Raw genomic sequence first — 26,536 nt, forward strand, 5'->3', positions numbered from 1 at the left:
CATCGTGGCCCGTGATCAGCCGGTGGCGACGGGACGCGACGGGTCGCTGACCCAGCCGCTCCACGAATCCGCATAGATCCGCGCCCCTTCCAGCCCGGCGGCTTCCATCGCCAGCAGCAGATGGCAGGCGGTCACTCCCGAGCCGCACATCAGCACGACCTCGTCCGGTGCGTGCGTGCCGATCAGCGGCTGCAGCGCGGCGCGCAGATCCTCCGCAGGGCGCAGCCGTCCCTCATGCACGTTCAACGCGAACGGACGATTCACCGCGCCGGGCACGTGGCCGGCGACCGGATCCAAGGGCTCCACTTCGCCCCGGAAACGCTCGCCCGCCCGCGCATCGATCAGCCAGCCCGGCGCGTGCTTGAGACGCGCCTGCACCTCCTCCACCGAGGCGATCTGGCGGCGGTCGAACTGCCCCGGGTACGGCGGCAACGGCGTCACCTGCGGCAGCGCTGCGGTGACCGGCAGACCGGCGGCCTGCCATGCCGCAAATCCGCCATCGAGAACGCGTACCTGTGCATGCCCGATCAGCCGCAGCAGCCACCACAACCGCGCGGCCGCCATGCTGCCGTCGCCGGCGTCATAGACCACGACCTCGGTTTCCGGCCCGATGCCCCACGCGCCCAGGCGCGCGGCGAACGCATCGCTGTCCGGCAGCGGATGACGGCCATGGCCGGTGCGGCCAGGATCGGACAGGTCCCGGTTGAGATCGGCGTACAGCGCGCCGGGCAGATGGCCCTGTGCATACAACGCCGCACCGGACTGCGGATCGGCCAAGGAGAACCGCGCATCCACTACCCGAAGCGTGGGGGCGGCACTGGCCGTCGCACGTGCATCCATAAGGCGCGTGGCGCCGTCGTCCAACGCCTGTGCGAGGGCGGTGACATCGATCAATGGCGTGGTCATGCGGTCTGCTCCAGGCGGCGACGCAGGTTGTAGAGAATGGCGGCGGTCGCACCCCAGATCCGCTGCCCGGGCCAGCCGTATTCGAGCACGTGGCGGATGCGACCGCGGTGGTCGATCTCCACGTGGTGCAGGTTGGCCGGATCCATCAGGTAGGACAGCGGCACTTCGAACACTTCCGCGACCTCGCCCGGTTCGGGCACGGCCACGAAGGCAGGATCGATCACGGCCACCACCGGCATGACCCGGTAGCCGGTAATCGTCACGAACGGATCCAGATACCCAAGCACCTGCACCTGATCGTGCTTGAGTGCGATTTCCTCGTCACTCTCGCGGATCGCGGCGGCGACGGCATCGCGGTCCTCCGGCTCCATGCGGCCACCGGGAAAACCGACCTGGCCCCCGTGATGGCGCAGCGTGTCGGTGCGCCGGGTCAGCAGCACCTGCGCGCCGCCCTCGCGCGGAATGATGCCGGCCAGCACGGCCGCTTCAACGGGCGGGCCGGGCGGTAACAGATCGATCAGTTCGCTGCGGTTCCAGCCATCGCCGGACGGCGGCCGGTCCAGCGGATGCAGCGCGCGCAGCAGGCGCTCGTGTTCGGCCAGCGAACCGCGCAGCGATTGCCGCAGTTGTTCGCGCAGGGGCAGCGTGTGCTGCATGACGTGATGCTGTTCGGGTCGGCTCATGGTTCGCCAGCGGGTGATTTCATCCACGGTGCGCAGGCAGCCCGTGCAGACACCGGCGCGATCCAGCGCGCAGATTCCGATGCAGGGAGTGGGCACGGCATGCGGGGATTCTTCCATCGATTGCACCGGTCAACAGTACCGCGATTGCACGGAAACAAAAAACGCGCCGGTGTTTCCACCGGCGCGTTCTTGATGTTGCGAAAATTACTTGACGCTGACGAGCTTGATTTCGAACTGCACCGCGACGTTCGGCGGGAACGGCGTGCGCGGATCGGCACCATAGGCCTGATCCGGCGGCAGCGTCACTTCCCACTTGGAGCCAGCCGGCATCTGCAGCAGGGCTTCACGCATGGCCTTCATTTCAACTTCGCTGACCTTGATGCCCGGGATCTGCTGGGCCGGACGCGCTTCGGCCGGACGGGTGCCGAACGGATACGGACCGGCCACTTCCAGCTGCACGGTGCTGGCCTGGGTCGGCTTGGCACCCTTGCCGGCTTCGATCACGCGGTACTGCACGCCGCTCGGAAGCGACTGCACGCCGGCCTTGGCCTTGTTGGCGGCCAGGAACTGGGTGCTCTTGGTCTTGTTCTCGGCGGCAGCCTTGTCGTACTCGGCCTTGGCGGCCTGCGCACGACCCTGCTCACGCTTCTGGAAGGCTTCGACGGCGGGCTTCAACTGCTCAGCCGTGATCGACGGCTGCTTCTTGGCGTAGGCATCCTGCAGGCCCTTCACCACCGAGTTGATGTCCAGCTGCTCGCCGCGTGCGGTGAGTTCAGCCAGGTTGTTACCGTAGTCGTAACCGAAGTAATAGCTCAGCTTGCCCTTTTCGGACGAGGTGTCCTGGGCGAAGGCATTGCCCGTCAGGGCCAGGGCCGCGACGGCGACCGCGATAGAACGCAACTTCATCAAACTTTTCTCCAGGGGTGGTAACTCAGGACGCGTTGGGCCGCCCTGAGGCGACGGGTTAGGATAGCCGCCGCAACGTTGAACCGCCACTAACGACGCAGGCTCTGACCTGACTTCGTTTCAAGAGTTCAACATCACTTTTTTTTAACGTTTTCAGGAGTCCTGCCGTGGCCGACGCCCTTATCGCGATTATGGACGATGGTGCCGTACGCACTGTGACGGTCAACCGCCCGGACAAACTCAACGCCCTGAACCGGGCGACCCTGGAAGCCCTTGATACGGCCTTCGCCGAGGCCGCTGCCGCCCCTGGGGTGCGGGTGGTGGTGCTGACCGGCGCCGGTCCCAAGGCGTTCGTCGCCGGTGCGGACATTGCCGAAATGAACGGCCTGAGCGCGGTTCAGGGTCGTGATTTCTCACTGCTCGGCCAAGGGTTGATGCGCCGCATCGAGCGCATGCCCAAGCCGGTGATCGGCAAGATCAACGGATTTGCGCTGGGCGGCGGCCTGGAACTGGCCATGGCCTGCCACCTCCGGGTGGCCGCGGAGACCGCCAAGGTCGGTCAGCCAGAGATCCATCTGGGCCTGATCCCCGGCTTCGGTGGCAGCCAGCGGCTGCTGCGCCTGTGCGGCCGCGCCGCCGCACTGGAGCTGTGCCTGCTGGGCACCCCGATCACCGCCGCGCGTGCCGCGCAACTGGGCATCGTCAATGAGGTGGTCCCGGCTGCGGAGCTGGATGCCCGCGTCCAGGCTCTGGCGTCGCAATTGGCCTCGGCCGCGCCTCTCGCGCTGCGCGGCATCCTCGATGCGATCCATATCGGCGGCGAATGTTCGCTCGGCGAGGGACTGGAGTACGAGAGCGTGCAGTTCGGCCTGATGTTCGCCACCGAGGACATGCGCGAAGGCACCAGCGCGTTCCTGGCGCGGCGGCCGCCGGTGTTCCAGAACCGCTGAGCCATGTCGCCTTCCGATACCGCTTCGCCGGCGCAGCTGCTGGCACTCGTCCTCGACGATCAATGGGATGCCGCGCTGGCGGCCGGGTTGATGGACTACGTCCCGCAGCCGGGCGACGAAGCGCTGCGGCCCGATCATCCCGATCTTCCACAGCGGCTGCAGCACGCACAGCAGCAATTGCAACGTGCCTGGGCCGCACGCGAGCGCTACCGCCAGCGCCAGCAGCGACTCGCGCGCCGTGCTGCCGAGCGCGATGCACGCCGTGCACCGCCCCCTACACCCGAGATCCAGAAACCCGCCCTGCCCTCGGCCGCTGCCGCGATTCTCGCGCGCGCCAAGGCCAAGGCCGCGGGCCGCACCTCCTGATGGCCACGATGAAGAAAACCGTCGCACGCACCGCGCGCATGCCCAAGGCCGACGTGATCGAGATGTTCACGCGCCTGCGCGAGCTCAACCCGCACCCCAGGACCGAACTGGAGTACAGCTCGCCGTTCGAACTGCTGGTGGCGGTCACGTTGTCGGCGCAGGCCACCGATGTCGGCGTCAACAAGGCCACGCGCAAACTGTTCCCGGTCGCCAATACCCCGCAGGCGATCCTCGCTCTCGGTGAGGACGGCTTGAAGAAGTACATCGCCACCATCGGCCTGTACAACGCGAAAGCGAAGAACGTGATTGCCGCGTGCGCCATGTTGGTCGAACAGCACGGCGGCGAGGTGCCGCGTGATCGTGCTGCACTCGAGGCGCTTCCCGGTGTCGGTCGCAAGACCGCCAATGTCGTGCTCAACACGGCCTTCGGCGAACCGGTGATGGCAGTGGACACGCACATCTTCCGCGTCTCCAACCGCACCGGGCTGGCGCCGGGCAAGGACGTGCGTGCGGTGGAGGATCTGCTGGTCAAGGTGATCCCGGCCGAGTTCCTGCTCGATGCGCATCACTGGCTGATCCTGCATGGCCGTTACGTGTGCAAGGCACGCAAGCCGGACTGCCCGCAATGCGTGATCCGCGACCTGTGCCGTTTCAAGGAAAAGACGGCTGCCTGAACGGGGGCGACGACTGCCATATGGGCGCAACCCGGCGGTCATCTCCAGACGGCATCAATAGCAGCCCCTGACGCCGCTTGGGATACGGGCGATGACGGTTTGCCCGAAACTGTCACATTTACGCAATCTTCACTAATTAGCCTGCGCAGCATCTTCCCACCTGCCTGCAAGGCTCCTTCCATGAAACTGCATCGCCAACTTCTTACTGCGGCCGTGGCGGCTGCGCTGTTCGTTCCGGCCGCTCACGCTGAAGTGGCCATCGATGTGATCGGCGGTTCGGAAATCACGTTCGAGGGCCTGGTCCAGGCCGACGGCAACTGGTTCGACAACGATGTGACCGACCTCAACGGCGGTGATGCCGGCAACGGCAAGAACAGCGAATTCGAGTTGCGCCGCGCCGAGCTGGTGCTCAAGGGCAAGGGCCCGGGCAACGTGGAATGGGTGGTGGGCTACGACGCCAAGGCCGACAAGTTCCTGGACACCAACCTGAAGTACAAGCTGGCCGGCAACGCCAACCACTTCGTGCAGTTCGGCCAGTTCAAGCAGCCCAACAGCCTGGAAGAACTCTCCAGCACCAAGAACAACGACTTCATCTCCAAGGCCGCGGTCACCAATACCTACGCCGTGGCCCGCCGCCTCGGTGGCGCCTACAGCATCGGTGACAACAACTGGTCCGTCACCGCCAGCGGCTTCGGCCGCGAACTGACCCGCAACCTCGCGCACGGCAGCGGCTACGGCGCCCGTGGCACCTGGGCCCCGATCAATGAGAAGGGCCAGGTCCTGCACTTCGGCCTGAGCTATGTGGACTACGACACCGACGCCGACACCCTGCGCGTGCGTGCCCGTCCCAACGCCGACCTGGCCACCGCGCGCCTGGTCGACAGCGGCAACATGGTGGACACCGACCGCGTGAGCACGATCGGCGCCGAAGCGATGTACATCGGCGGCCCGTTCAAGGCCCAGGCCGAGTACTACACCAGCAAGGCCAAGCGGTACTCGCACGACAACTACAGCAGCGACGGTTACTACGTCAGCGGCCTGTGGAACATCAGCGGCGAGACCTGGGGTTACAAGGGCGGCACCCCGACCACCGGCCTGCCGGATGAGCCGGGCCGCGGGATGTGGCAGCTAGGTGCGCGTTACGACCACATGGACCTCAACGACGGCAATCTGTCGGCGAACCCGGTGGCCGGTCGCCCGCCGATCGTCGATGGCGTGCTGGGCGGCAAGATGGACATCTGGACCGTGGGCGTGAACTACTACTGGCGCTCCAACACCAAGTTCGCGCTGAACTACGTGATGGTGGACAGCAAGAAGTACAGCTCGACCGCGCGCACGTTCGTCAACGACGATCCGAACATCCTCGAAGCGCGCCTGCAGTTCTTCTGGTAAGCCCTGCAACACGCGTGTGACACAAAGGCGCAGCTTCGGCTGCGCCTTTTTTCGTGTTCGTCCGCGGGTATGCTGTGCGCCCCTCGCCCCATGGATGGACCCGATGCGTATCGCACTCTCGCTGTTGCTGGCCGCCGCGTGCAGTGCCGCCGCCCTGCCCGCCCAAGCCCAGGACTGCCATGACGCCCAGGCGGCAGCGCAGGAGGCCTACACGGTCCGAGCACCCAACGTGCTGCCCGACCGCGCCGGCTACACACGCGACATCGCCGCCAGCGTCTGCCGCCGATGGCCGGCACGCCCGGAGCTGACCTTGGTGGCCACGCCGGTCTGGCGCGACGGCGGCAACAACGACTCCCGCGATGGCGATGTGGAGGTACTGGTGATCGATACCGACACCCTTGCCACGCGCGCATGGGCGGTGCTGCTCGGCGCACTCGACAGCGATGCGATCTTCTTCGATGGCATGCACATTGATACCGCGCGCTACCAGCTTGCGCCGGACACCCTCGCCTTCGGCCTGCGCGTGAAGCGGCGCAATGGCTCCGGGCCCAATCCGTTCAGCGAAGAACAGGTGCATCTGCTGGCGGTGCAGGCAGACACGCTGCGCACGTTCGGCCCAGCGATGGTGCTGCGTCGCTTCCAGGCCGAGTGGGATACCCGCTGCGCCGGCGACTCCATCGACGTGACGCGCACCGTGGCCGTTGGGCCCAAAGGCAGACACGGCTTGGCCGACCTCATCCTGCGCGAGCGACGGGTCACCACGCACAGCTGGATGGACGGTGACAGCTGCCGCGACCAGGACACGTCGGTGGAAGGCGAGCGCCACGTGCTGCGCTTCGACGGCCGCCGCTACGCGGTCCCGGAGGCGCTGCAGCCGTTGTGACACCCCTTCCAGAAGGCGTGTCACGAGTTGGTCATATGACAGACGCTGCGCTGTCATCGAACCGTTATGGAATGAGCACCGGGCGGGACACCCCGCACCTTCATCCATCCCAGGAGCCACCCCGTGATCCACGCCTTCAAGTCGCGCGCCGCTGTTGCCGTCCTCGCCGCGTCGTCCGTGTTCGCCGCCAACGCCGCCGATGTGACCGGCGCGGGCGCCTCGTTCATCTACCCGGTCATGTCCAAGTGGTCGGCCGACTACAGCACCGCGACCGGCAAGAAGGTCAACTACCAGTCCATCGGTTCCGGTGGTGGTATCGCCCAGATCAAGGCGGCGACCGTTGATTTCGGCTCCTCCGATGCCCCGCTGAAGCCGGAAGAACTGGCGGCGGCCGGCCTGGCCCAGTTCCCGTCGGTGATCGGCGGCGTGGTCCCGGTGATCAACGTGGCCGGCATTGCCCCGGGCGCGCTGAAGCTCGATGGCCCGACCCTGGGCAACATCTTCCTGGGCAAGATCAAGACCTGGAACGACCCGGCGATCGCCGCGCTGAACCCGGGCGTGAAGCTGCCCGACGGCAAGATCACCGTCGTGCACCGCTCGGACGGTTCGGGCACCACCTTCAACTTCGTCAACTACCTTTCCAAGGTCAACCCGGAGTGGAAGACCAAGGTCGGTGAAGGCACCTCGGTCCAGTGGCCGGTCGGCATCGGTGGCAAGGGCAACGAAGGCGTTGCCGCGTATGTGAAGCAGATCAAGGGCGGCATCGGCTACGTCGAACTGTCCTACGCGCTGCAGAACAAGATGTCCTACGCTGCGATGAAGAACGCCTCGGGCAAGATCGTGCTGCCGAGCGACACCTCCTTCGCCGCCGCTGCTGCCAGCGCCGACTGGGCCAGCGCGAAGGACTTCTACCTGGTCATGACCAACGCCCCGGGCGCCGATGCGTGGCCGATCACCGCCACCAACTTCATCCTGGTCCGCAAGCAGCCCAAGAACGTCGCCAACGCCAAGGCCACCCAGGAGTTCTTCCGCTGGATCTACAAGAGCGGCGATGCGCAGGCCAAGCAGCTCGACTACGTCCCGCTGCCGGACACCCTGGTCAAGCAGATCGAGACCTACTGGTCGCAGAACCTGAAGTATTGAGGAAGTCCCCGACGCAACCCACCGGACAGAGCAATGGCGCCGGAGGGACCTCTCTCCCCCTTCCGGCGCCATCGGGCGCGGACCGCAAGGTTCCGCGCCTTTTTGTTGCCTGCCGCAAAACGCCCGACCCTTGTGCCGCAAGGCTTTGCGTGCGCTCGGTCACGGCGTCATCAAGCTGTAACAAAAACATCATTTCATAGTCGCGTCGCCGGAAAGACCGGCCCTTATCCCGCTATGGAGTGACGCATGAAACTGCACACGGCCAGCATCGCCGCCCTTTCCCTGGCCATCGCGCTGGGTCTTTCCGCCTGCAAGCCGGGCGCTGAAGGCCAGGCCGCCGCGCCGGCCACCGATGCGCCCGCTGCCGCTCCGGCCGCTGGCGATCGCCTGACCGCCGAGATTTCCGGCGCCGGTGCCTCCTTCATTTTCCCGCTGGTGTCCAAGTGGTCGGCCGACTACAACACCGCCACCGGCGCCAAGATCAACTACCAGTCGATCGGTTCTGGTGGCGGCATCGCCCAGATCAAGGCCGGCACCGTTGATTTTGGTTCCTCCGACAAGCCGCTGAGCAGCGAAGAGCTGGCCCAGGCCGGCCTCGGCCAGTTCCCGTCGGCGATCGGTGGCGTGGTGCCGGTGGTCAACATCGACGGTCTGGAAGCCGGCAAGCTGCGCCTGAGCGGCGCCCTGCTGGCCGATATCTTCCTGGGCAAGGTCAAGACCTGGAACGACCCGGCCATCGTCGCCGCCAACCCGGGCGTCAAACTGCCCGACGGCAAGATCACCCTGGTCCACCGTTCGGACGGCTCGGGCACCACGTTCAACTTCTCCAACTACCTGTCCAAGGTCAGCCCGGACTGGAAGAGCAAGGTCGGCGAAGGCACCTCGGTGCAGTGGCCGGACGGCGTGGGTGGCAAGGGCAACGAAGGCGTGGCCTCGTACGTGAAGCAGATCAAGGGCTCGATCGGCTATGTCGAACTGGCCTACGCGCTGCAGAACGGCATGCCGTACGCCTCGATGCAGAACGCCGCCGGCAACTGGGTGCAGCCGAGCGCGGAAACCTTCGCCGCAGCAGCCGCCAGCGCCGACTGGGCCAGCGCCAAGGACTTCAACCTGGTCATCACCAATGCCCCGGGCGACCAGGCATGGCCGATCACCGCCACCAACTTCATGCTGATGCACAAGCAGCCCAAGGATGCCCAGCGCAGCAAGGACACCCTGGCGTTCTTCAAGTGGGCCTTCGAGAAGGGCCAGACCCAGGCCAACGAACTGCACTACGTGCCGCTGCCGGCCGAGCTGGTCACGCAGATCGAAGGGTACTGGGCGGCTGAATTCAAGTGATCCAGACCGGACCCGCGCATTGCGCGGGTCCGGAGTGTGGCGCCATGACACCGTTCTGCCAGGCATGGCCTGGCACTACCCCACCTAATTTTGGGCCCCCGCCTTTCCCATGAATGCCATCGCCCAGCCTGTTCCCGCACCGTCCACCCGCGACCTGCGTGACGCCCGCAATGACAAACTGTTCCGGTGGGTCCTGATCGCCACCGTCATCCTGGTGCTGGTCGCCCTGGCCTGCGCCGCGCTCTCGATGCTGTGGGGCGGCCGCCATGCCCTGCAGGAGCAGGGCCTGAGCTTCTTCTATTCGTCCGAATGGAATCCGGTCGAAAACAAATTCGGCGCCCTCGCGCCCATCTACGGCACCCTGGTCACGGCCCTGATCGCGATGGTCATCGCGGTGCCGGTGAGCTTCGGTATCGCCTTCTTCCTGACCGAGGTCGCCCCGCGCTGGCTGCGTGGCCCGGTCGGTACCGCCATCGAACTGCTGGCCGGTATCCCCTCGATCATCTACGGCATGTGGGGCCTGTTCGTGCTGGTCCCGGTGATGACCGAGTACGTCACCCCGTTCCTCAATGATCACCTGGGCACGCTGCCGATCATCGGCCCGCTGTTCCAGGGTCCGCCGCTGGGCATCGGCGTGCTCACCGCCGGCTTCGTGCTGGCGATCATGGTGATCCCCTTCATCTCCTCGGTGATGCGCGAAGTGTTCCTGACCGTGCCGACCCGCCTGAAGGAATCGGCCTATGCGCTGGGCTCCACCAAGTGGGAAGTGAGCTGGGACATCGTGCTGCCCTACACCCGCTCGGCGGTGATCGGCGGCATCTTCCTCGGCCTCGGCCGTGCCCTGGGTGAAACCATGGCGGTGGCCTTCGTGATCGGCAACAGCGTGCGCCTGTCGCCGTCGCTGCTCGAACCGGGCACCACCATCGCCGCGCTGATCGCCAACGATTTCGGCGAAGCCACCGAGACCTACCGTTCGGCACTGCTGCTGCTCGGCTTCGTGCTGTTCCTGGTGACCTTCGTGGTGCTGGCGATCGCCCGCCTGATGCTGATGCGCCTGGCCCGCAAGGAGGGCAACTGATGTCCACCGCCAACGCCCAACCGCTATACCTGCGCCGCCGCATCGTCAACGTGGTCGCGCTGCTGATGTCCTGCCTGACCGCACTGTTCGGCCTGTTCTTCCTCGGCTGGATCCTGTGGACGCTGGCCTCCAAGGGCCTGGCCGGCATCAACCTGGATCTGTTCACCAAGATGACCCCACCGCCGATGCAGGAAGGCGGCCTGGCCAATGCCTTCTTCGGCAGCGCGGTGATGTGCGGCCTGGCCATCGCCATCGGCACGCCGCTCGGCGTGCTGGCCGGCACCTGGCTGGCCGAGTACGGCAACTTCCGCAAGACCGGCACGGTGGTCCGCTTCGTCAACGACATCCTGCTCTCGGCGCCGTCGATCGTGCTGGGCCTGTTCGTCTACACCCTGTACGTGATGCAGACTGGCGGCCAGTTCTCGGCCTTCGCCGGTGCGCTCTCGCTGGCCTTCATCGTGCTGCCGGTGGTGGTGCGGACCACGGATGAAATGCTGCGCCTGGTGCCCTCGCAGATGCGCGAAGCGGCGCTGTCGCTGGGCATCCCGCAGTGGAAGGTGACGGTGCAGGTGCTGTACCGCAGCGCCGCCGCCGGCATCGTGACCGGCATCCTGCTGGCGCTGGCCCGCATCTCCGGTGAAACCGCCCCGCTGCTGTTCACCGCCTTCGGCAACCAGTACTGGAACAGCAACGTGTTCCAGCCGATGGCCTCGGTGCCGGTGGTGATGAACCAGTTTGCCGGCAGCCCCTACGAATCCTGGCAGGTGCTGGCCTGGGCCGGCGCGCTGGTGCTGACCGTGTTCGTGCTGCTGGTCAGCCTTTCCGCGCGCGGCATCCTGCTGCGCAACCGTATCTCCCATGACTGACCTTTCCACGGACATCGCCATGAACGATCTCTCCAACGCCGTGCCGATGCAGCGCATCGTGGTCCCGGCTTCGCATGAAAGCCTGCACACCCCGGCGCCGATCAAGCTGGCCGCACGCGGGCTGGATTTCTACTACGACAAGTTCCATGCGCTGAAGGGCATCGACCTGGAGATTCCGGAAAAGCGCGTCACCGCGCTGATCGGTCCCTCCGGCTGCGGCAAGTCCACCCTGCTGCGCATCTTCAACCGCATCTACGCGCTGTACCCCAAGCTGGAAGCCCGGGGTGAAGTGATGCTGGACGGGGAGAACATCCTCTCGCCGAAGTACCCGATGAACCGCCTCCGCAGCAAGGTCGGCATGGTGTTCCAGAAGCCGGTGCCGTTCCCGATGACCATCTTCGAGAACGTGGCCTACGGCATCCGCCACCACGAGAAGCTTTCCAAGTCGGAGATGACCGATCGCGTCGAGCAGGCCCTGCGCCAGGGCGCACTGTGGGACGAGGTGAAGGACAAGCTCAACCAGAGCGCGCTGGGCCTGTCCGGTGGCCAGCAGCAGCGTCTGTGCATCGCCCGCGCCGTGGCCCTGCGCCCGGACGTGCTGCTGCTCGACGAGCCGACCTCCGCGCTGGACCCGATCTCCACCAGCCGCATCGAGCAGCTGGTCGAAGAGCTCAAGCACGATTACACGATCGTGATCGTGACCCACAACATGCAGCAGGCCGCGCGCGTGTCCGATTACACCGCCTTCATGTACCTGGGCGACCTGATCGAGCACGACCGCACCGAAGTGATCTTCTCGCAGCCCAACAAGCAGCAGACCGAGGATTACATCACCGGTCGTTTCGGTTGATCGGTGCTGTTCCCTCACCAAATGTCCCAGCCAGGCACGGCCTGGCTCTACCCGGATTGCAGACCATGAATCTTCCCAACGACCACATCGTCAAGAGCTACGACGAAGAGCAGCAGCGCCTGGTGGCCGAGATCGTGCGGATGGGCGAGATGGCCGTCGCGCAGCTGGAGGCGTCCATGGACGTCATCGAGAAGCGCGACGAGAACGCCGCCCAGCGCATCATCGCCAACGATGAAGCCATCGACCAGCTTGAGCAGCACATCAGCCACGACGTGATGCGCCTGGCGCTGCGCGGGCCGATGGCACGCGACCTGCGCGAGATCCTGGCCGGCCTGCGCATTCCGGCCGACATCGAACGCATCGGCGATTACGCCGCCAACGTGGCCAAGCGCTCGATCGCCCTGAGCAAGGTGCCACCGCTGCCGCAGATCCAGGGGCTGCGCGCCCTGGGCCGACTGGCCGCACAGCAGGTGCGCCGCGCGATCGAGGCCTACCGCGACAACGACGCCGCCGCGGCGCTGGAACTGCGCGACGATGACGCCCGCCTGGACGCGCAGTACACCGCGCTGTTCCGCGAGCTGCTGACGTACATGATGGAAGACCCGCGCAACATCACCCCGTGCACCCACCTGCTGTTCATGGCCAAGAACCTGGAGCGCGTGGGCGACCATGCCACCAACATCGCCGAGAACGTGTGGTTCCTGGTGCATGGCGAGCAGGCGCTGCCGCCGCGCGAGAAGCGCGACGAGACCAGCAGTACCGATCACGTCTGAGCGCGTGCTTCCGAAGTGGAACGCAAAAGCCGCTGCCTTCGGGTGGCGGCTTTTTTTTGCCTTGCTGTTGCGTTGCCATGATGGCAATCCCCCACACTTCACGAAACGTTGAATCCTGTGTGAGGATTCGATGAGTCGGGTCGGTCCACCATGGCCGCACCTGCTGCCCCCACGCAGCCATCCCGGGCCCCGGCCCATTCCAAGGAGCGTTACCCGATGAGCACACCCACCCGTTCGCTGTCCCTGCTGGCGGCCACTGCGCTGGCCGCAGGCCTGGGCGTCACCGCCTCGGCATCCGCCTTGAGCATGACCGAGCTGGCCCAAGGCTACCTGGTGGCTGGCCAGGCAGCGACCAAGGCCGGCGAAGGCAAGTGTGGCGAAGGCAAGTGCGGTGCGCATGGCGACAAGGCCGGCACCAAGGCAGGCGACAAGGCCGCGACCACCGGTGCCAAGGCCGCCGAAGGCAAGTGCGGGGAAGGCAAGTGCGGCGCCGACAAGGGCAAGGCTGCCGGCGCCAAGGCAACGACCGCTGGCGACAAGAAGGCAGCGGAAGGCAAATGCGGCGAAGGCAAGTGCGGTGCCAAGCACTGACGCCTTCGCCACTGGCCTGGCCCGGTCGCCGCTGCCTGCGGCGGCGACCGGACTGGGTTTGCGCCGCGCCCTGCTGCAGGACCTGCGTGACGCGCCCGCCGGCGATGTCGACTTCCTCGAATGCGCGCCGGAAAACTGGATTGGTATCGGTGGGCCGGCCGGCGACGCACTCGCCGAACTGTCCACGCGCCACCCGCTGACCTGCCATGGGCTGTCGCTCTCGCTGGGCAGCACCGCGCCGCTGGATACCGTGCTGCTGGAACAGGTAGGACGCTTCCTGGCGCGGCACAACGTGCCGCTGTACAGCGAACACCTGAGCTACTGCAGTGATGAAGGTCACCTCTACGATCTCCTGCCGATCCCCTTCACCGACGAGGCCGTACGCCACACTGCATCACGCATCGCCCGCGTGCAGGACCTGCTGGGCCGGCGCATTGCCGTGGAGAACGTGTCCTACTACCTCGCCCCGGAACCGGCCATGGACGAACTGGCCTTCACCAATGCCGTGCTGGCCGAGGCCGATTGCGATCTGCTGCTGGACGTCAACAACGTCTACGTCAACGCCTGCAACCACGGCTACGACGCCGATGCGTTCATCGCCGGGCTGCCGGCCACCCGCATCGTGTGCCTGCATGTCGCCGGCCATCTGGACGAGGCGCCCGATCTGAAGATCGACACCCATGGCAGCGCGGTGATCGATCCGGTCTGGGACCTGCTCGCCCGCACCTATGCGCGCATCGGTGCACGCCCGACGCTGCTGGAACGTGATTTCAATTTCCCGCCGTATGCCGAACTACGCGGCGAACTGCAGCACATCCGCCAGCTGATGGCCGCCCATGCCGGGAACGGACATGACTGACGCCCCGGCGCGCCTGCACGCACAGCAGAGAGCGTTCACCGCGCATCTGCGCGACCCGGACCATATCGCCGCACCCGAGGGCATGGACCCGCGCCGGCTGGCCATCTACCAGCGGTTGGTCTTCAACACTGTGCTGGGGCTGCTCGGCAACGGTTTCCCGGTATGCGTCCAGCTGCTGGGTGACACGGCGTGGGCCACCCTGGTCCGGCGCTTCCTTGCCGGCCACCCGGCGCAGACGCCGTTGTTCACCGAACTGGCCGCCGAGTTCGTGCAGTGGCTGCACCATCAAGCCGCGCTGCCGCACCCGGCGTTGGCCGAACTGGCCCATTACGAGTGGGTGGAAACGGCCCTCTACCAGTTGGACGCGCAGCCCCTGCCGCCCTCACCGGGCATGGACCCCATGCACGCGTCGCTGCAGCGCTCGCCGCTGGCCTGGCCACTGCTCTATCAGTGGCCGGTGCATCGGCTCGGCGCCGATGACGCGCCTTCCCAGCCGGCCCCCGAGCCGACCGGGCTGCTGGTCCGGCGCGACCCTGATGGCCAGGTCCGCTTCGCCGTGGTCAGCCCCATGGCCGCACGGTTGCTGGAGCAGATCGGCCAGCACCCCGGCAGCACCGGGGCCACTTACCTGCAGCAGCTCGCGCAGACGCACGGCATGGCGGCCGATGCCTTGCGCCTGCCCGGCGCCGCCCTGCTGCGCCAATTCCACGACAACGGCGTGATCGGGCCCGCTGCGCCCGCCACCTGACCCTTCCACACAGGAATCGCATCGATGAAGTCACCGCCCCTGGTCGCCCTGCGCGACCGGCTGGATCGCCTCGGCCCGTGGTTGGCCCCGCTCGGCCTGCGCCTGCTGATGGGCTGGGAGTATTTCGAGTCCGGCCGTGAAAAACTGCGTGGCCAGAACTGGTTCGAGGACCTGCAGCAGGCCTTCCCGTTTCCGTTCGATCAGCTGCCGGCCACCCTCAACTGGCAGCTGGCCACCTGGTTCGAGCTGGTTGGCGCAGTCTGCCTGCTGCTCGGGCTGGGGACCCGCCTGGCCGCCAGCTGCCTGCTCGTGCTGACCGTGGTCGCCACTGCCGCCGTGCACTGGCCGATGCACTGGGATGGTCTGGCCGAGCTGGCGATGGGCTATGTCATCACCGATCAGGGCTTTGGCAACTTCAAACTGCCGCTGCTGTTCCTGGCCATGCTGCTGCCTCTGGCCGTGCAGGGCGCGGGCCCGTTGAGCCTGGATCACCTGCTGCGCCGCGGCCGCGGGCACCGCCCTGCCCTGGCCTGAGCGCAGGGGGGGTACAGGCCGCTCTGCTAAACTGGCGCGATGACTGACGACCTCCCCCGCTCCGACGCGCCGGCTGCTGCCGACGCACTGCCCGCTGCTGCCCAGCGCTTGATGGCAACCCGCTTCCGCGGCTTCCTGCCGGTGGCGGTGGACGTGGAGACCGGTGGATTCGATTCTGATCGCCACGCCCTGCTGGAGATCGCCGCCGTTCCGATCGAGATGGACGAGAACGGCCTGCTCTATCCCGGCCAGACCGCCAGCGCCCACGTGGTGCCGGCCGAAGGCCTGGAGATCGATCCCAAATCGCTGGAAATCACCGGGATCATCCTGGATCACCCGTTCCGGCTGGCCAAGGTCGAGCGCGATGCGCTGGACCACATCTTTGCCCCGATCCGGGCGGCGATGAAAAAGTACGGTTGCCAGCGCGCGATCCTGGTCGGGCACAACGCCCACTTCGATCTGGGCTTCGTCAATGCGGCCGTCAATCGTACCGGCCACAAGCGCAACCCGTTCCATCCCTTCAGCGTGTTCGACACCGTCACCCTCGGCGGCATCGCCTACGGGCAGACCGTACTGGCACGCGCCGCCACCGCCGCCGGGCTGGGCTGGGATGCCGATGAAGCGCACAGCGCGGTGTACGACACCGAGCAGACCGCCAAACTGTTCTGCAAGGTCGCCAACAGCTGGCCGCGCCCCTGAGCAGCATCACCCGATAGCGGTCCTGTCGCGCCCTTCGCTCTTGGCGCGGTAGAGCGCGCGATCGGCGCGCTGGTAGAGCAGCATCGGCGTGCGGTCGGCAGCGTCCAGTTCGACCAGACCGGCGCTGAAGGTGACGTTCAGGCCCGGAATACCGGCCCAGTCCGGATGATCATGGAACAACCCACGCAGGCGCGCGCAGACCTGGGCCGCCTCATCCAGGCGGGTGTCGTTGAGCAGCAGCGCGAATTCCTCGCCACCGGTCCGCGCCGGCATGTCCGAATCGCGGCAGGCCGAGGCCAACAGACGCGCCACTTCCACCAGCACCACGTCACCCACCGAATGGCTGTGCCGGTCGTTCACTTCCTTGAAGTGATCGATGTCCAGCACCACCAGGCACAACGGGTGGCGGCTGCGCTGCGAACGGGCGAAATCGCGCGCCAGTGCTTCATCGAATGCACGCCGATTCGGTAGACCGGTCAGCGCATCCTCACGGGCCTGCCGCTCGAACGCCTCGGCCTGCACCGCCAGGCGGTCGGCCAGTTCGGTCTTTTCCTGATTGAGTGCCTGCAGGTTGACCGTCTGGGTCTGCAGATCCAGCGTGGCTTCCTGCACCATCCGCGCCAGCCGCACGTTGCTGGCCTTGTAGCGGCTGATCAGATACCGGTACAGCGCCACCAGCCCAGCCAGCAACAACAGCGCGGCGATCAACTGCACGCTGTGGCGCTGCCACAGGAACGGCTCCACCGTGAATTCCCAGACCGCTTCGCTGTCGCTCCAGACACCACCTGGATGTGCGGCGGAAACGTGCAGCGTGTAGTCGCCCGGCGGCAGGCCGATGAATTCCACGCTGCGCTGCTGGCCACGCTCGACCCAGCCCTTGTCCAGTCCTTCCAGGCGGGTGCGGTAGCGGATGCGCTCGGAAAGCAGGTAACTCAGCCCCACATAGCTCACGCTCAGGCGTCGCCCGCCCGGGATCGTGTTGTGGTCGCTGCCCTGCCAGTGCAGCGGCACGCCATCGACAAGCACGGTCTCGATCACCGCCGGTGGCGCCAGGCGCTCACGGAAACGCTGCAGGCGCAGTGGATCGACGGTGCTCAGCCCGCCGGCCGTGACCACCCAGAAGGTGCCGTCCTGGCGCAGGATTGCCGAGGGGCCGGAACTGCCGTTGGCCTGTGAGTTGGCCATGCCGTCGATCTCGTTGTAATGCTCGACCTCGACCCGTGCGGCACGCCCATCGGCAACGGCGTTGAGCATGGCCATGTCGGTCCGCAGTACGCCGCGGTTGCTGCTGATCCAGACGTTGCCCACGCGATCGGGAATCAACTGGAAGACCGTATCCACCGGCATGCCCTGCTCCAGGCCGACCCGTGCCAGCTTGCCTTCCTGGTAGCGGTACAGGCCGCGATCGGTGCTGACCCACATCGCATCGCCGATCTGCTGGAAGCCGAACACGCTGCGGCCACCACCCAGTGCCTCCAGATCGATCACCTGCACGCGGTTGCCGCGCAACACGCGGATGCCCTCGATGGTGCCGATCCACAGGGCGCCTTCGGCATCGTGCGCCAGCGCGGTGGTCAGCCCGGTGGGCATGCCGGGAAAGGCCACCGGCTCGGCCTTGTCGGCGACGATGCGGACCACGCCTTTCTGGGTGCCGGCCCAGATCACCCCGTCACGGTCGATGCTGATCGCGCGGATGTTGCCCCCCAACAGGCCGTCGGCGCTGCCGTACGTCCGCCGCGGTTGCCCGTTCTCGCCGACCCGGAAGATGCCATCGCCGAAGGTCCCCACCCACAGATCACCGTCACGGTCCTGGGCCAGGCTCAGCACCGAGGGGCTCTTGCCGACGTTGTTGCGCAGCGGCACCGGACTGAAGTTGCCCTGGGCATCGCGGCGATCAAGCCCGCGCGCACTGCCGATCCAGAGCTGCCGTTGGCGATCCTCGAAGACGGTGCGGACGTAATCACCACTGAGCCCGTCGCGTTCGGTGTAGCTGCTGAACAGGGTTTCGCGCAGGCGATACAGGCCACCGTTGGCGCCTACCCAGATGCTGCCTTCGGCATCTTCTCGCAGGCTGACCACGCGCCCGCCGGGCAAGGACAGCCCGGCCGGCAACCGCTCCAGCCCGTGCCGGGACAGCCGCAGCAGGCCCTGGTTTTCGGTCCCCAGCCACAGGTCGCCGTGGCGGTCCTGCAGCATGGCCGTGATGTGGGTCGCGCCGGGCAGGCGATGCTGCAGCAAAGGCACGCCATCCTGCATGCGGTAGATGCGCTCGCTGGCCACCACCCACATCACGCCATCCGGCGCACGATAGGGCCAGACCAGCCCACGGCCCAGACCGAAGCTCTCCGGTGCCCGGCGCAGGACCCCGTCGTTGTCGCGCACCACCAGGCCATCCAGGGTGCCGACCCAGACCCGGTCCTGGGCATCCACGACCAGCTTGGTGAAGCTCATCGCCAACGGCACGTCGGCCGGTGGCGCCTGGTAATCGAAGGTACCGTCGGGGCCCAGACTGGCAATCCCCTTGCCTTCGTACAGCAGCCACAGGCGCCCATGGCTGTCCATCTGCATGGCCTGGATCAGCACCTGCGGTGTGTCGGCGCGGTGTTCCCACACCTGCCAGCGGCCATCCGCCCCCCGGCGGGTCACGTTGCCGCGCGAATCACTGATCCACAAGCCGCCACTGCGGTCCACCAGCAACGCCCCGACCCCGTTGTCGCGCAGGCCCGGGGTGGTGCTGCGGTCGAACACGGTGAAGTCCAGGCCGTTGTACCGGACCAGCCCCTCCCAGGTCGCAAACCACAGGTGCCCTTCGGGCGTCTGCGCGATATCACGCAGGGAGTTGTGCGGCAGCCCGTTGCGCGAGGTCCAGACGTCGATGGCGTAATCGCGCAGCGGCGGCGGCCCATCCTGCGCCGACAGCGACCATGGCAGCGCGCACAGCAGCAACAGCCACAGCGCTGCCGCCTGCAGCGTTGGCATGCCCAAGAACTTCACGTGTGCCGGCCGCCACCGGATCCTGCCCCCCCGATCGCTCATCCGTATGGATCAACCTTGGGCAGGCGCCGTGTGCATGGGGGGAACGGCCGTGCACCAGCGCGATGGCTGGCAGAGTCGTACGCTCTCATGGAGGAGACGCTGGAAAGAGATGCCCATAGTAGGCAAATCCTTTCGGTTTGGGGGACCAGCGTCAGCCCCCGCGTGGCCCCGCCGCCGCCCGCGCCGGCGCGGCCCAGCGGACGATCGCTTCCAGCCCGCCCTGCGGATGGTTGCGCAGGTGCAGCGTCGCGCCGTCCTTTTCGGCCAATGCCCGGGCGATGGTCAGCCCCAGCCCGGCACCACCGGTCTGGCGCGAGCGCGAGGTCTCCAGCCGCACGAACGGGTCGAACACCGCTTCCAGTTCGTCCTCGGCCAGGCCGGGGCCGCTGTCGCGGATGCGCACCTCCACGTCCTGCCCGGCCTGCTCCACCCGCACGCGTGCGCTCTGGCCATACATCACCGCGTTGTCGACCAGGTTGGAGAACAGGCGGTGCATCGCCAAGGGGCGCAGCATCAGCACCGCCCCGCTGGGCTGCTCGAAATGGACATCGGCGCCGGCTTCGGCGGCATCTTCGACGATGCTCTCCAGCAGCGAATCCAGGTCCAGCGCGGCACGTTGTTCAGCGCTCTCGGCGCTGCGGGCCAGCTCCAGGCCTTCACGGATCAGCGCCTGCATCGCGCCGAGATCGGCGATCAGGCGTTCACGCAAGGTCTCATCGGTGACGTTCTCCAGCCGCAACCGCAAGCGCGTCACCGGTGTCTGCAGATCATGGGTGATCGCCGCCAGCATCTGGGTGCGCTCACCAAGGTGGCGCTGCAGCCGCTTCTGCATGGCGTTGAACGCCTCCGCGGCCCGGCGGACCTCGAACGGACCGGTCACGGGCATCGGGGCGCCCTGCAGGTCATCGCCCAGCGCGGCGGCGGCATCGGCCAACCGCTGCAGCGGGGCGCTGGCCATCCGCGCCACGATGTAGGCCAGGATCGCGATCGCCACGACCAGCAAGGTCAGGAACAACGGGTCCACGGCGAGCACACCATTGTGCGCGACGGCGGGGGAATCCAGCGCCAGCCGCAGCGGTGTGCCATCGGTCAGCTGCAGCGTGACCACGCGGCACTTGGGTGGGATGAAGGCCGGGTCGCGCTCACGCGGCGGGTGCCGCATCTTTTCTTTGTCGCGCGGTGGCGGCGGCAGCAGCTCCGGCAGCCGCGGCAGGCAGGAGCGGAAGGAGGTGAAAGCCACCTGGCTGCTCGCCACCGGGCCGGGCCGGTCATCGAGGATCTCCATCAGCGCGGCATCGGGTCGGCCGATGCGTGCCCCCTCCGGCAGCTGCCGCACACTCGGCCCGCCACTGGTGAGCAGCCGCTGGCGCAGCTCCGGATTGCCGTCCAGCAGATTCACGAACCCCTGCAGGCGGTCGGCGATTCGGTTGAGGTTCTGCCGCTCGAACTCCTGCTGGCGCTTGGTACTGGCCAGCATGGTCGCGCCGATCGCGGCCACGCTCATGCCCAGCAGCAGGATGACGAACAGTCGCCCCACCATCGAGGAAAAGAAGTGGCGCAGGCGTTTCATTCCAGGGTGACTGCCGCCGCAAGCACATAGCCTTCGTTGCGCACGGTTTTGATCAGGCCATCGCTGCCGCCATCATCGGCCAGCTTGTTGCGCAGCCGGCTGACCTGCAGATCGATGGCGCGATCCTGCGATTCGTAGTTGCGGCCGCTGCTCAGCGAGACCAGCTGTTCGCGCGACAGCACCTTGTTGGCATGCCCGACGAACACCCGCAGCAGCCGGAATTCGGCGCCGGACAAGACCACCACGCGCCCATCGGGATCGACCAGATGGCGGTGTTCGAGATCGAATATCCAACTGGAGAAGCGCGCACGGCGGATCGCCAGCGGCTCCAGGTTGGCTGGCAACGCCTCGGTGCGGCGCAGCACGTTGCGGATGCGGGCGAGGAGCTCGCGCGGTTCGAACGGCTTGGCCAGATAGTCGTCGGCGCCCATCTCCAGGCCGAGCACGCGATCGATCGGCTCGCTGCGCGCGGTCAACATGATCACCGGTGTGCTCGAGCGCGCACGAAGATCGCGGCACAGGGTCAGGCCGTCCTCACGCGGCAGGTTGAGGTCGAGCACGATCAGGTCGACGTGTTCGCGCTCCAACAGCTGGCGCATGCCCTGGCCATCGCTGGCGGTGCTCACCAGGTAGCCGGCGCGGCCAAGCTGCTCGGCGAGCAGCTGGCGGATATCGTTGTCGTCATCGACGATCAGCAGTCTGTGCATGCTGTTGGCAGTCTCCATGCGGTGATCATCCCCTGTCGGGAGCTGAACCGCATCTCCTGGTTTGCGTACGTCTGTTTCAAAGGGTGATGCAGATACACAACGAAACGTGTTGAGCACCGCAGGGATACATCTTGGTACACGGCGAGCATTGAGCCGGCAATGAACGATCTTCACAATGCTGACAACGCCGATGCACCGGCCTGCCGAGTTGACGATCATCGTGAAGCCCCGTTTGCCCAGAACCCGCCGTGCTCGCCTCCTGCTGCTGCTCGTGGTGCTCGTCCTGATCGCCGCGATTGTGGCATGGATGCTGCGCAAGCCGGCCGCACCCACCCTGGCGACCTCGCCGGTCAGCCGTGGCGATATCGAACAGACGGTGGAAGCCACCGGTGTTATCGATGCCTACAAGCTGGTCAGCGTGGGTGCGCAGGCCTCCGGTCAGATCAAATCGCTGAAGGTCCAGCTCGGCGATAGCGTCAAGGAAGGCGACCTGATCGCCGAGATCGACGCCACCACCCAGCAGAACCAGGTGCTCAACGCCCAGGCCTCGCTGGACCAGGTCAAGGCGCAGCGCGCGGTGCAGCAGGCCAGCCTGCGTGAAGCCGAGCTCGAGTTCGCGCGCCAGCAGCAGATGCTCGCCGCCGAGGCCACCTCGCGCGCCGAGTTCGATGCGGCCGATGCCAAGCTCAAGACCGCGCGCGCCCAGATCCAGTCCTTCGATGCACAGATCACCGGCCGCGAAACCGAACTGGGCACCGCCCGCGCCAACCTGGCCTACACCCGCATCACCGCGCCGATGGACGGCACCGTGGTGGCGGTGGTCGCCGAAGAGGGCCGTACCGTCAACGCCAACCAGACCGCACCGACCATCGTGATGCTGGCCCGTCTGGACCTGGTCACGGTCAATGCGGAAGTCTCCGAAGCGGACGTGGTCAAGATCAAGGCCGGCATGCCGGTGTACTTCACCACGCTGGGCGAGCCGGACCGCAAGTTCCACGCCACGCTGCGCCAGATCAACCCGGCACCGGCCTCGATCGCCAATGACAGCTCGTCCAGCTCCAGCTCGTCCAGCTCCAGCTCCAGCACCGCGGTCTACTACAACGCGCTGTTCGACGTGGAAAACCCGGACGGCACGCTGCGCATCGACATGACCGCACAGGTCTCGGTGATGCTCAAGCAGGCCAAGGACGTACTGATCATCCCGGCCGTTGCGCTCGGCCCGAAAACCCGTGACGGGCAGTACATGGTGCGTGTGGCCGATGCCGATGGCATGCCCACGCCGCGCAAGGTCAAGATCGGCATCAACAACGGCGCCACTGCCGAAGTGCTGTCCGGCCTGGCAGAAGGCGACAAGGTCATCGTGGGCGAAGGCGGCGGCGCGCAGGGCGCCAGCAGCAGCAACCGCGGCGGCGGCGGCGTGCGGATCAGCGGCCCCGGCATGGGTGGGCCGCGCCGATGAGCAGCGCCTCGACGGGCACGCCGCTGCTGCGGCTGCGCGACCTGCGCCGGGAGTTCCCGGCAGGCGATGAAACGATCGCTGTGCTGCGCGACGTCAATCTGGACATCGCGGCCGGCGAGATGGTCGCCATCGTTGGCCAGTCCGGCTCGGGCAAGTCCACGCTGATGAACATCCTCGGCTGCCTGGACCGGCCGACGCGCGGCAGTTACCAGGTGGCCGGCCGCGAGACCGGCCGCATGGAGCCGGACGAACTGGCCGAGCTGCGCCGCGAACACTTCGGCTTCATTTTCCAGCGCTACCACCTGCTCGGTGATCTGGATGCGCGCGGCAACGTGGCCGTCCCGGCGGTGTATGCGGGCAGCCCCGGCCCGGTGCGTACCGCGCGGGCCGAACAGCTGCTGCAGCGGCTCGGCCTGGGCGACCGCATGAACCACAAACCCGGCCAGCTCTCCGGTGGCCAGCAGCAGCGCGTGTCGATCGCGCGGGCGCTGATGAACGGTGGCGAGGTGATCCTTGCCGATGAGCCGACCGGCGCACTGGACACCAAATCCGGCGAAGAGGTGATGGGCATCCTCGGCGAGCTCCATGCCGAGGGCCACACCATCATCATCGTCACCCACGACATGAGCGTGGCCGAACACGCCCAGCGCATCATCGAGATCCGCGACGGCGAGATCATCGCCGACCGCATCAATCCGAAGGCGCCGAGCTACCGCGCCCAGCGCCAGCCCACTGTGGCTGCCGGCAAGGGGCACAGCTGGCGGGCCGCGCGGGATCGTTTCACCGAAGCGTTCCGCATGGCCCTGCTGGCGATGAATGCCCACCGCCTGCGCACCTTCCTGACCATGCTCGGCATCATCATCGGCATCGCCTCGGTGGTCTCGGTGGTGGCGATGGGCAATGGCTCGCAGCAGCAGATCCTGCAGAACATCAGCGCGCTGGGCACCAACACGATCGACGTGTATCCCGGCCGCGGTTTCGGCGACATGCGCTCGGCCCGGGTACAGACCCTCAAGGCCAGCGACGCCGACGCGCTGGGGCGGCAGAGCTACATCGACAGCGCCACGCCCAGCGTGTCGTCTTCGGTAACCGCGCGCTATCGCAATCAATCGGCCACCGCACAGGTCAACGGCGTGGGCGAGCAGTTCTTCCGGGTCAAGGGCGTGACCCTGATCGCCGGCAGCTTCTTCGATACCGATGCGGTGCGCAGCCTGGCCCAGGTGGCGATCATCGATGAGAACACCCGCACCCAGTTCTTTCCCAACGGCGAAGACCCGGTGGGCCAGGTGATCCTGCTCGGCAACGTGCCGGTGCGCGTGGTCGGCGTGGCCCAGCGGCAGAGCTTCGGCTTTGGTGGCAGTACCAGCTTGAGCGTGTGGGTGCCGTACACCACGGTGATGTCGCGCATGCTCGGCCAGAGCCATGTGTCCAGCATCACCGTGCGCGTGGATGACGCCACCCCGATGGATGCCGCACAGGCGGCCATCTCCAAGCTGCTGATCATGCGCCACGGCACCGAGGACTTCTTCCTCAGCAACAGTGCCGAGATCCGTCAGACCATCGAGCAGACCACCCGCACGATGACCTTGCTGATCAGCGCCATCGCCGCGATCGCGCTGCTGGTCGGCGGCATCGGCGTGATGAACATCATGCTGGTCTCGGTGACCGAGCGCACCCGCGAGATCGGCGTGCGCATGGCCGTCGGCGCGCGGCAGAGCGATATCCGCCAGCAGTTCCTGATCGAGGCGGTGCTGGTGTGTCTGCTCGGCGGCCTGCTCGGCGTCGGCCTGTCCCTGGTGGTCGGCTGGCTGTTCGGCAAATTCGCGCCGGACTTCCAGATGCTGTTCTCGACCGCATCCATCGTGGCCGCCTTTGCCTGCTCCAGCCTGATCGGCGTGGCGTTCGGCTTCCTTCCGGCACGCAATGCCGCCCAACTTGATCCCGTGGAGGCGCTGGCGCGCGAATGAAGATTTCTCCTGCTCTGCTGCACCCCGCTTCGCTGCGTCCACTGGTCCTGGCCTGCGTGACCGCACTGGCCTTGTCGGCCTGTGTCAGCACCGGCCGCTACCCGATCGATGCACCGGCGGTCCCTGCGACCTATGGCCGTGGCGATGCCACGTTGAACACCCCCACCGAAGCGGTGACCGAACAACCGCATGCGGCGACGGCCGATGTCCGCAGCGATGCCTGGTGGACCCAGTTTGGTGACCCCGGCCTGGACCGCGTGATTGATCGCGCCCTGGCCGCCAATACGGACCTGGCCTCGGCCGGGCTGGCCTTGCAGCGCGCGCGCCTGCAGGCCGGGCTCGCCGACAACGCGCTGTGGCCGCAGCCCTCGGGCAGCGTCAGCAGCAGCGGCAACCGCCCCATCGACCAAAGCGCGGACTGGAACCGCGGCAGTTCGGCCGGCGTGTCCCTGCAATGGGAGATCGACCTGTGGGGGCGCCTGCGCACCCAGCGTGACATCGCCCAGTGGGAAGCCCAGGCCAGCCAGGAAGACCTGCAGAACACCGCGCTGCTGGTGATCAGCGACGTGGCCACGCAGTACTGGACGCTGGCCTTCCTCAACCAGTCCATTGCCGCCGGCCAGGCCAACCTGGAGCGCCTGCAGCGCACCCGCGAGCTGGTCCAGGCGCGCTTCGATGCCGGTGCGGTCTCGCGCCTGGAAGTGCGCCAGGCGGCCCAGAGCCTGGAGGCCCAGCGCGCCGCGCAGAGTGCACTGGAGCAGCAGCGCGTCGCCGCGCGCAATGCGCTGACGGTGCTGCTGGATGGGCAGCCGCTGGCACTGGCCGAGGAGCCGCAGCAGCTGCAGCGTGTGGGCAGCCCGGTGGTTGCCGAAGGCCTGCCGGCCGATCTGCTCGGCCGCCGCCCGGACCTGCGCGCCGCCGAACTGCGCCTGCGCAACAGCCTGAAGACCATCAAGGTCACCGCTACCCAGTACTACCCGGCATTGAGCCTGACCGGCAGCGTCGGTACCGGCGCCACCTCGCTCTCCGACGTGCTGAAGAACCCGGTGGCCACCCTCGGTGCCGGGCTGTCGTTGCCGTTCCTCAATGTGCGCCAGGCGCAGTTGAACACCCGGCTGGCCGGCACCGATTACCAGATCGCCGCCAACGGCTTCCGCCGCACGCTGTACACCGCGCTGTCGGAGGTGGACAACGCCCTGTCGGCACGCACCCAGTTCGCCACGCAGGTGGCGGCCTCGCAGGCGTCCTACGACGAAGCGGTGGAGATCGAGCGGATGTATGAAGTGCGCTACCGGGTCGGCGCCACCGACCTGCGCACCTGGCTGGAAGCGCAGCAGACCCGGCGCGATGCCGAGCTGTCACTGGCCTCCGTGCGCCAGCGGCAGTTGATCAACGATGTGACATTGTTCAAGGCGCTGGGGGGAAGCGCGGGCTGATGCACCACGTAGAGCCGACCGTTGGTCGGCTATCGATGCAGCACGTAGAGCCGACCGTTGGTCGGCTGCCGATGCACCACGTAGAGCCGACCGTTGGTCGGCTGCCGTTCGCCGCCTGGAGC

Annotated in this window: 25 protein-coding genes; 19 read left to right on the forward strand and 6 right to left on the reverse strand. The window is 66.9% G+C overall.

What is annotated here, in order from left to right; all coding sequences use genetic code 11:
* Positions 1 to 15: 15 nt before the first annotated feature.
* From ABE546_RS16825 to ABE546_RS16835, 3 genes are all read right to left on the reverse strand, one after another.
* Complete coding sequence (locus ABE546_RS16825) at positions 16 to 906, reverse strand: sulfurtransferase (protein WP_313211701.1); 891 nt, start codon at positions 904 to 906, stop codon at positions 16 to 18.
* A complete protein-coding gene (locus ABE546_RS16830) occupies positions 903 to 1,706 on the reverse strand; it encodes a CoA pyrophosphatase (protein WP_070426970.1) in 804 nt (267 codons plus the stop codon). Before ABE546_RS16830 ends, ABE546_RS16825 begins: the two co-directional genes overlap by 4 nt.
* Before the next feature lie 87 nt (positions 1,707 to 1,793).
* Positions 1,794 to 2,495, reverse strand: coding sequence for an FKBP-type peptidyl-prolyl cis-trans isomerase (locus ABE546_RS16835; RefSeq protein ID WP_019185884.1), 702 nt, complete (start codon positions 2,493 to 2,495; stop codon positions 1,794 to 1,796).
* Between the two features lie 167 nt (positions 2,496 to 2,662).
* Here ABE546_RS16835 and ABE546_RS16840 point away from each other — a divergent pair, with 167 nt between their 5' ends.
* The 16 genes from ABE546_RS16840 (at position 2,663) to rnt (ending at position 16,239) form a co-directional block, all read left to right on the forward strand.
* Complete coding sequence (locus ABE546_RS16840) at positions 2,663 to 3,445, forward strand: enoyl-CoA hydratase-related protein (RefSeq protein ID WP_313217763.1); 783 nt, start codon at positions 2,663 to 2,665, stop codon at positions 3,443 to 3,445.
* A 3-nt stretch (positions 3,446 to 3,448) separates the two neighbouring features.
* On the forward strand, positions 3,449 to 3,811 hold the full coding sequence (locus ABE546_RS16845; RefSeq protein ID WP_313217762.1) for a hypothetical protein: 363 nt from the start codon (positions 3,449 to 3,451) through the stop codon (positions 3,809 to 3,811).
* Positions 3,811 to 4,485 (forward strand): endonuclease III, encoded by a 675-nt coding sequence (gene nth, locus ABE546_RS16850; protein WP_313217761.1) that lies wholly within the window; start codon positions 3,811 to 3,813, stop codon positions 4,483 to 4,485. The genes ABE546_RS16845 and nth overlap by 1 nt, the downstream gene beginning before the upstream one ends.
* Before the next feature lie 180 nt (positions 4,486 to 4,665).
* Positions 4,666 to 5,877 (forward strand): OprO/OprP family phosphate-selective porin, encoded by a 1,212-nt coding sequence (locus ABE546_RS16855; protein WP_313211697.1) that lies wholly within the window; start codon positions 4,666 to 4,668, stop codon positions 5,875 to 5,877.
* Between the two features lie 103 nt (positions 5,878 to 5,980).
* Complete coding sequence (locus ABE546_RS16860; RefSeq protein ID WP_346464543.1) at positions 5,981 to 6,760, forward strand: hypothetical protein; 780 nt, start codon at positions 5,981 to 5,983, stop codon at positions 6,758 to 6,760.
* A 123-nt stretch (positions 6,761 to 6,883) separates the two neighbouring features.
* On the forward strand, positions 6,884 to 7,903 hold the full coding sequence (gene pstS / locus ABE546_RS16865) for a phosphate ABC transporter substrate-binding protein PstS (RefSeq protein WP_070471808.1): 1,020 nt from the start codon (positions 6,884 to 6,886) through the stop codon (positions 7,901 to 7,903).
* A 246-nt stretch (positions 7,904 to 8,149) separates the two neighbouring features.
* On the forward strand, positions 8,150 to 9,241 hold the full coding sequence (pstS, locus tag ABE546_RS16870) for a phosphate ABC transporter substrate-binding protein PstS (protein WP_313211694.1): 1,092 nt from the start codon (positions 8,150 to 8,152) through the stop codon (positions 9,239 to 9,241).
* Positions 9,242 to 9,350: 109 nt separating this feature from the next.
* Complete coding sequence (gene pstC, locus ABE546_RS16875) at positions 9,351 to 10,319, forward strand: phosphate ABC transporter permease subunit PstC (protein WP_313211692.1); 969 nt, start codon at positions 9,351 to 9,353, stop codon at positions 10,317 to 10,319.
* Positions 10,319 to 11,185 carry a phosphate ABC transporter permease PstA gene (gene pstA, locus ABE546_RS16880; RefSeq protein WP_313211691.1) on the forward strand — a complete coding sequence of 289 codons (867 nt, stop codon included), beginning with the start codon at positions 10,319 to 10,321 and terminating at the stop codon, positions 11,183 to 11,185. The genes pstC and pstA overlap by 1 nt, the downstream gene beginning before the upstream one ends.
* A gap of 19 nt (positions 11,186 to 11,204) precedes the next feature.
* Complete coding sequence (gene pstB / locus ABE546_RS16885) at positions 11,205 to 12,035, forward strand: phosphate ABC transporter ATP-binding protein PstB (protein ID WP_313211720.1); 831 nt, start codon at positions 11,205 to 11,207, stop codon at positions 12,033 to 12,035.
* 65 nt (positions 12,036 to 12,100) lie between these two features.
* The gene (phoU, locus tag ABE546_RS16890; protein WP_152151802.1) at positions 12,101 to 12,808 is read left to right on the forward strand and encodes a phosphate signaling complex protein PhoU; all 708 of its coding nucleotides are present in this window, start codon (positions 12,101 to 12,103) and stop codon (positions 12,806 to 12,808) included.
* Positions 12,809 to 13,024: 216 nt separating this feature from the next.
* Positions 13,025 to 13,399 carry a hypothetical protein gene (locus tag ABE546_RS16895; protein WP_313217755.1) on the forward strand — a complete coding sequence of 125 codons (375 nt, stop codon included), beginning with the start codon at positions 13,025 to 13,027 and terminating at the stop codon, positions 13,397 to 13,399.
* Positions 13,386 to 14,258 carry a DUF692 domain-containing protein gene (locus ABE546_RS16900; protein WP_346464544.1) on the forward strand — a complete coding sequence of 291 codons (873 nt, stop codon included), beginning with the start codon at positions 13,386 to 13,388 and terminating at the stop codon, positions 14,256 to 14,258. The genes ABE546_RS16895 and ABE546_RS16900 overlap by 14 nt, the downstream gene beginning before the upstream one ends.
* Positions 14,251 to 15,006: a putative DNA-binding domain-containing protein gene (locus ABE546_RS16905; RefSeq protein ID WP_313211688.1), complete on the forward strand. Its 756-nt coding sequence runs from the start codon at positions 14,251 to 14,253 to the stop codon at positions 15,004 to 15,006. Before ABE546_RS16900 ends, ABE546_RS16905 begins: the two co-directional genes overlap by 8 nt.
* Before the next feature lie 24 nt (positions 15,007 to 15,030).
* Positions 15,031 to 15,540 (forward strand): DoxX family protein, encoded by a 510-nt coding sequence (locus tag ABE546_RS16910; RefSeq protein ID WP_346464545.1) that lies wholly within the window; start codon positions 15,031 to 15,033, stop codon positions 15,538 to 15,540.
* A 111-nt stretch (positions 15,541 to 15,651) separates the two neighbouring features.
* Positions 15,652 to 16,239 (forward strand): ribonuclease T, encoded by a 588-nt coding sequence (gene rnt, locus ABE546_RS16915; RefSeq protein ID WP_088433103.1) that lies wholly within the window; start codon positions 15,652 to 15,654, stop codon positions 16,237 to 16,239.
* Between the two features lie 6 nt (positions 16,240 to 16,245).
* On the opposite strand, the gene ABE546_RS16920 is transcribed toward rnt, so the two are convergent.
* From ABE546_RS16920 to ABE546_RS16930, 3 genes are all read right to left on the reverse strand, one after another.
* Positions 16,246 to 19,218, reverse strand: coding sequence for a two-component regulator propeller domain-containing protein (locus ABE546_RS16920; RefSeq protein ID WP_346464546.1), 2,973 nt, complete (start codon positions 19,216 to 19,218; stop codon positions 16,246 to 16,248).
* A 208-nt stretch (positions 19,219 to 19,426) separates the two neighbouring features.
* Entirely contained in the window at positions 19,427 to 20,845 is a 1,419-nt protein-coding gene (locus ABE546_RS16925; RefSeq protein ID WP_313211684.1) for an ATP-binding protein, read from the reverse strand.
* Positions 20,842 to 21,570 carry a response regulator transcription factor gene (locus ABE546_RS16930; RefSeq protein WP_121041545.1) on the reverse strand — a complete coding sequence of 243 codons (729 nt, stop codon included), beginning with the start codon at positions 21,568 to 21,570 and terminating at the stop codon, positions 20,842 to 20,844. The genes ABE546_RS16925 and ABE546_RS16930 overlap by 4 nt, the downstream gene beginning before the upstream one ends.
* Positions 21,571 to 21,742: 172 nt before the next feature.
* Here ABE546_RS16930 and ABE546_RS16935 point away from each other — a divergent pair, with 172 nt between their 5' ends.
* The 3 genes from ABE546_RS16935 to ABE546_RS16945 are packed head-to-tail and all read left to right on the forward strand — an operon-like array spanning position 21,743 to position 26,414.
* Positions 21,743 to 23,011 (forward strand): efflux RND transporter periplasmic adaptor subunit, encoded by a 1,269-nt coding sequence (locus tag ABE546_RS16935; protein WP_346464547.1) that lies wholly within the window; start codon positions 21,743 to 21,745, stop codon positions 23,009 to 23,011.
* Complete coding sequence (locus ABE546_RS16940) at positions 23,008 to 24,978, forward strand: MacB family efflux pump subunit (RefSeq protein WP_313211681.1); 1,971 nt, start codon at positions 23,008 to 23,010, stop codon at positions 24,976 to 24,978. Before ABE546_RS16935 ends, ABE546_RS16940 begins: the two co-directional genes overlap by 4 nt.
* On the forward strand, positions 24,975 to 26,414 hold the full coding sequence (locus ABE546_RS16945) for a TolC family protein (RefSeq protein WP_346464548.1): 1,440 nt from the start codon (positions 24,975 to 24,977) through the stop codon (positions 26,412 to 26,414). Before ABE546_RS16940 ends, ABE546_RS16945 begins: the two co-directional genes overlap by 4 nt.
* The last annotated feature ends 122 nt before the right edge of the window (positions 26,415 to 26,536 follow it).

It is taken from the genome of Stenotrophomonas sp. TWI377, assembly GCF_039674525.1.
Classification (GTDB): domain Bacteria; phylum Pseudomonadota; class Gammaproteobacteria; order Xanthomonadales; family Xanthomonadaceae; genus Stenotrophomonas.

Excerpts from the sequence above, each read along its gene's own strand:
- ABE546_RS16825 (WP_313211701.1), bottom strand. The coding sequence starts at position 906 with ATGACCACGCCATTGATCGATGTCACCGCCCTCGCACAGGCGTTGGAC.
- ABE546_RS16830 (WP_070426970.1), bottom strand. The coding sequence starts at position 1,706 with ATGGAAGAATCCCCGCATGCCGTGCCCACTCCCTGCATCGGAATCTGC.
- ABE546_RS16835 (WP_019185884.1), bottom strand. The coding sequence starts at position 2,495 with ATGAAGTTGCGTTCTATCGCGGTCGCCGTCGCGGCCCTGGCCCTGACG.
- ABE546_RS16845 (WP_313217762.1), top strand. The coding sequence starts at position 3,449 with ATGTCGCCTTCCGATACCGCTTCGCCGGCGCAGCTGCTGGCACTCGTC.
- nth (WP_313217761.1), top strand. The coding sequence starts at position 3,811 with ATGGCCACGATGAAGAAAACCGTCGCACGCACCGCGCGCATGCCCAAG.
- ABE546_RS16855 (WP_313211697.1), top strand. The coding sequence starts at position 4,666 with ATGAAACTGCATCGCCAACTTCTTACTGCGGCCGTGGCGGCTGCGCTG.
- ABE546_RS16860 (WP_346464543.1), top strand. The coding sequence starts at position 5,981 with ATGCGTATCGCACTCTCGCTGTTGCTGGCCGCCGCGTGCAGTGCCGCC.
- pstS (WP_313211694.1), top strand. The coding sequence starts at position 8,150 with ATGAAACTGCACACGGCCAGCATCGCCGCCCTTTCCCTGGCCATCGCG.
- pstC (WP_313211692.1), top strand. The coding sequence starts at position 9,351 with ATGAATGCCATCGCCCAGCCTGTTCCCGCACCGTCCACCCGCGACCTG.
- pstA (WP_313211691.1), top strand. The coding sequence starts at position 10,319 with ATGTCCACCGCCAACGCCCAACCGCTATACCTGCGCCGCCGCATCGTC.
- pstB (WP_313211720.1), top strand. The coding sequence starts at position 11,205 with ATGAACGATCTCTCCAACGCCGTGCCGATGCAGCGCATCGTGGTCCCG.
- phoU (WP_152151802.1), top strand. The coding sequence starts at position 12,101 with ATGAATCTTCCCAACGACCACATCGTCAAGAGCTACGACGAAGAGCAG.
- ABE546_RS16895 (WP_313217755.1), top strand. The coding sequence starts at position 13,025 with ATGAGCACACCCACCCGTTCGCTGTCCCTGCTGGCGGCCACTGCGCTG.
- ABE546_RS16905 (WP_313211688.1), top strand. The coding sequence starts at position 14,251 with ATGACTGACGCCCCGGCGCGCCTGCACGCACAGCAGAGAGCGTTCACC.
- ABE546_RS16910 (WP_346464545.1), top strand. The coding sequence starts at position 15,031 with ATGAAGTCACCGCCCCTGGTCGCCCTGCGCGACCGGCTGGATCGCCTC.
- rnt (WP_088433103.1), top strand. The coding sequence starts at position 15,652 with ATGGCAACCCGCTTCCGCGGCTTCCTGCCGGTGGCGGTGGACGTGGAG.
- ABE546_RS16920 (WP_346464546.1), bottom strand. The coding sequence starts at position 19,218 with ATGCCAACGCTGCAGGCGGCAGCGCTGTGGCTGTTGCTGCTGTGCGCG.
- ABE546_RS16925 (WP_313211684.1), bottom strand. The coding sequence starts at position 20,845 with ATGAAACGCCTGCGCCACTTCTTTTCCTCGATGGTGGGGCGACTGTTC.
- ABE546_RS16930 (WP_121041545.1), bottom strand. The coding sequence starts at position 21,570 with ATGGAGACTGCCAACAGCATGCACAGACTGCTGATCGTCGATGACGAC.
- ABE546_RS16935 (WP_346464547.1), top strand. The coding sequence starts at position 21,743 with ATGCACCGGCCTGCCGAGTTGACGATCATCGTGAAGCCCCGTTTGCCC.
- ABE546_RS16940 (WP_313211681.1), top strand. The coding sequence starts at position 23,008 with ATGAGCAGCGCCTCGACGGGCACGCCGCTGCTGCGGCTGCGCGACCTG.
- ABE546_RS16945 (WP_346464548.1), top strand. The coding sequence starts at position 24,975 with ATGAAGATTTCTCCTGCTCTGCTGCACCCCGCTTCGCTGCGTCCACTG.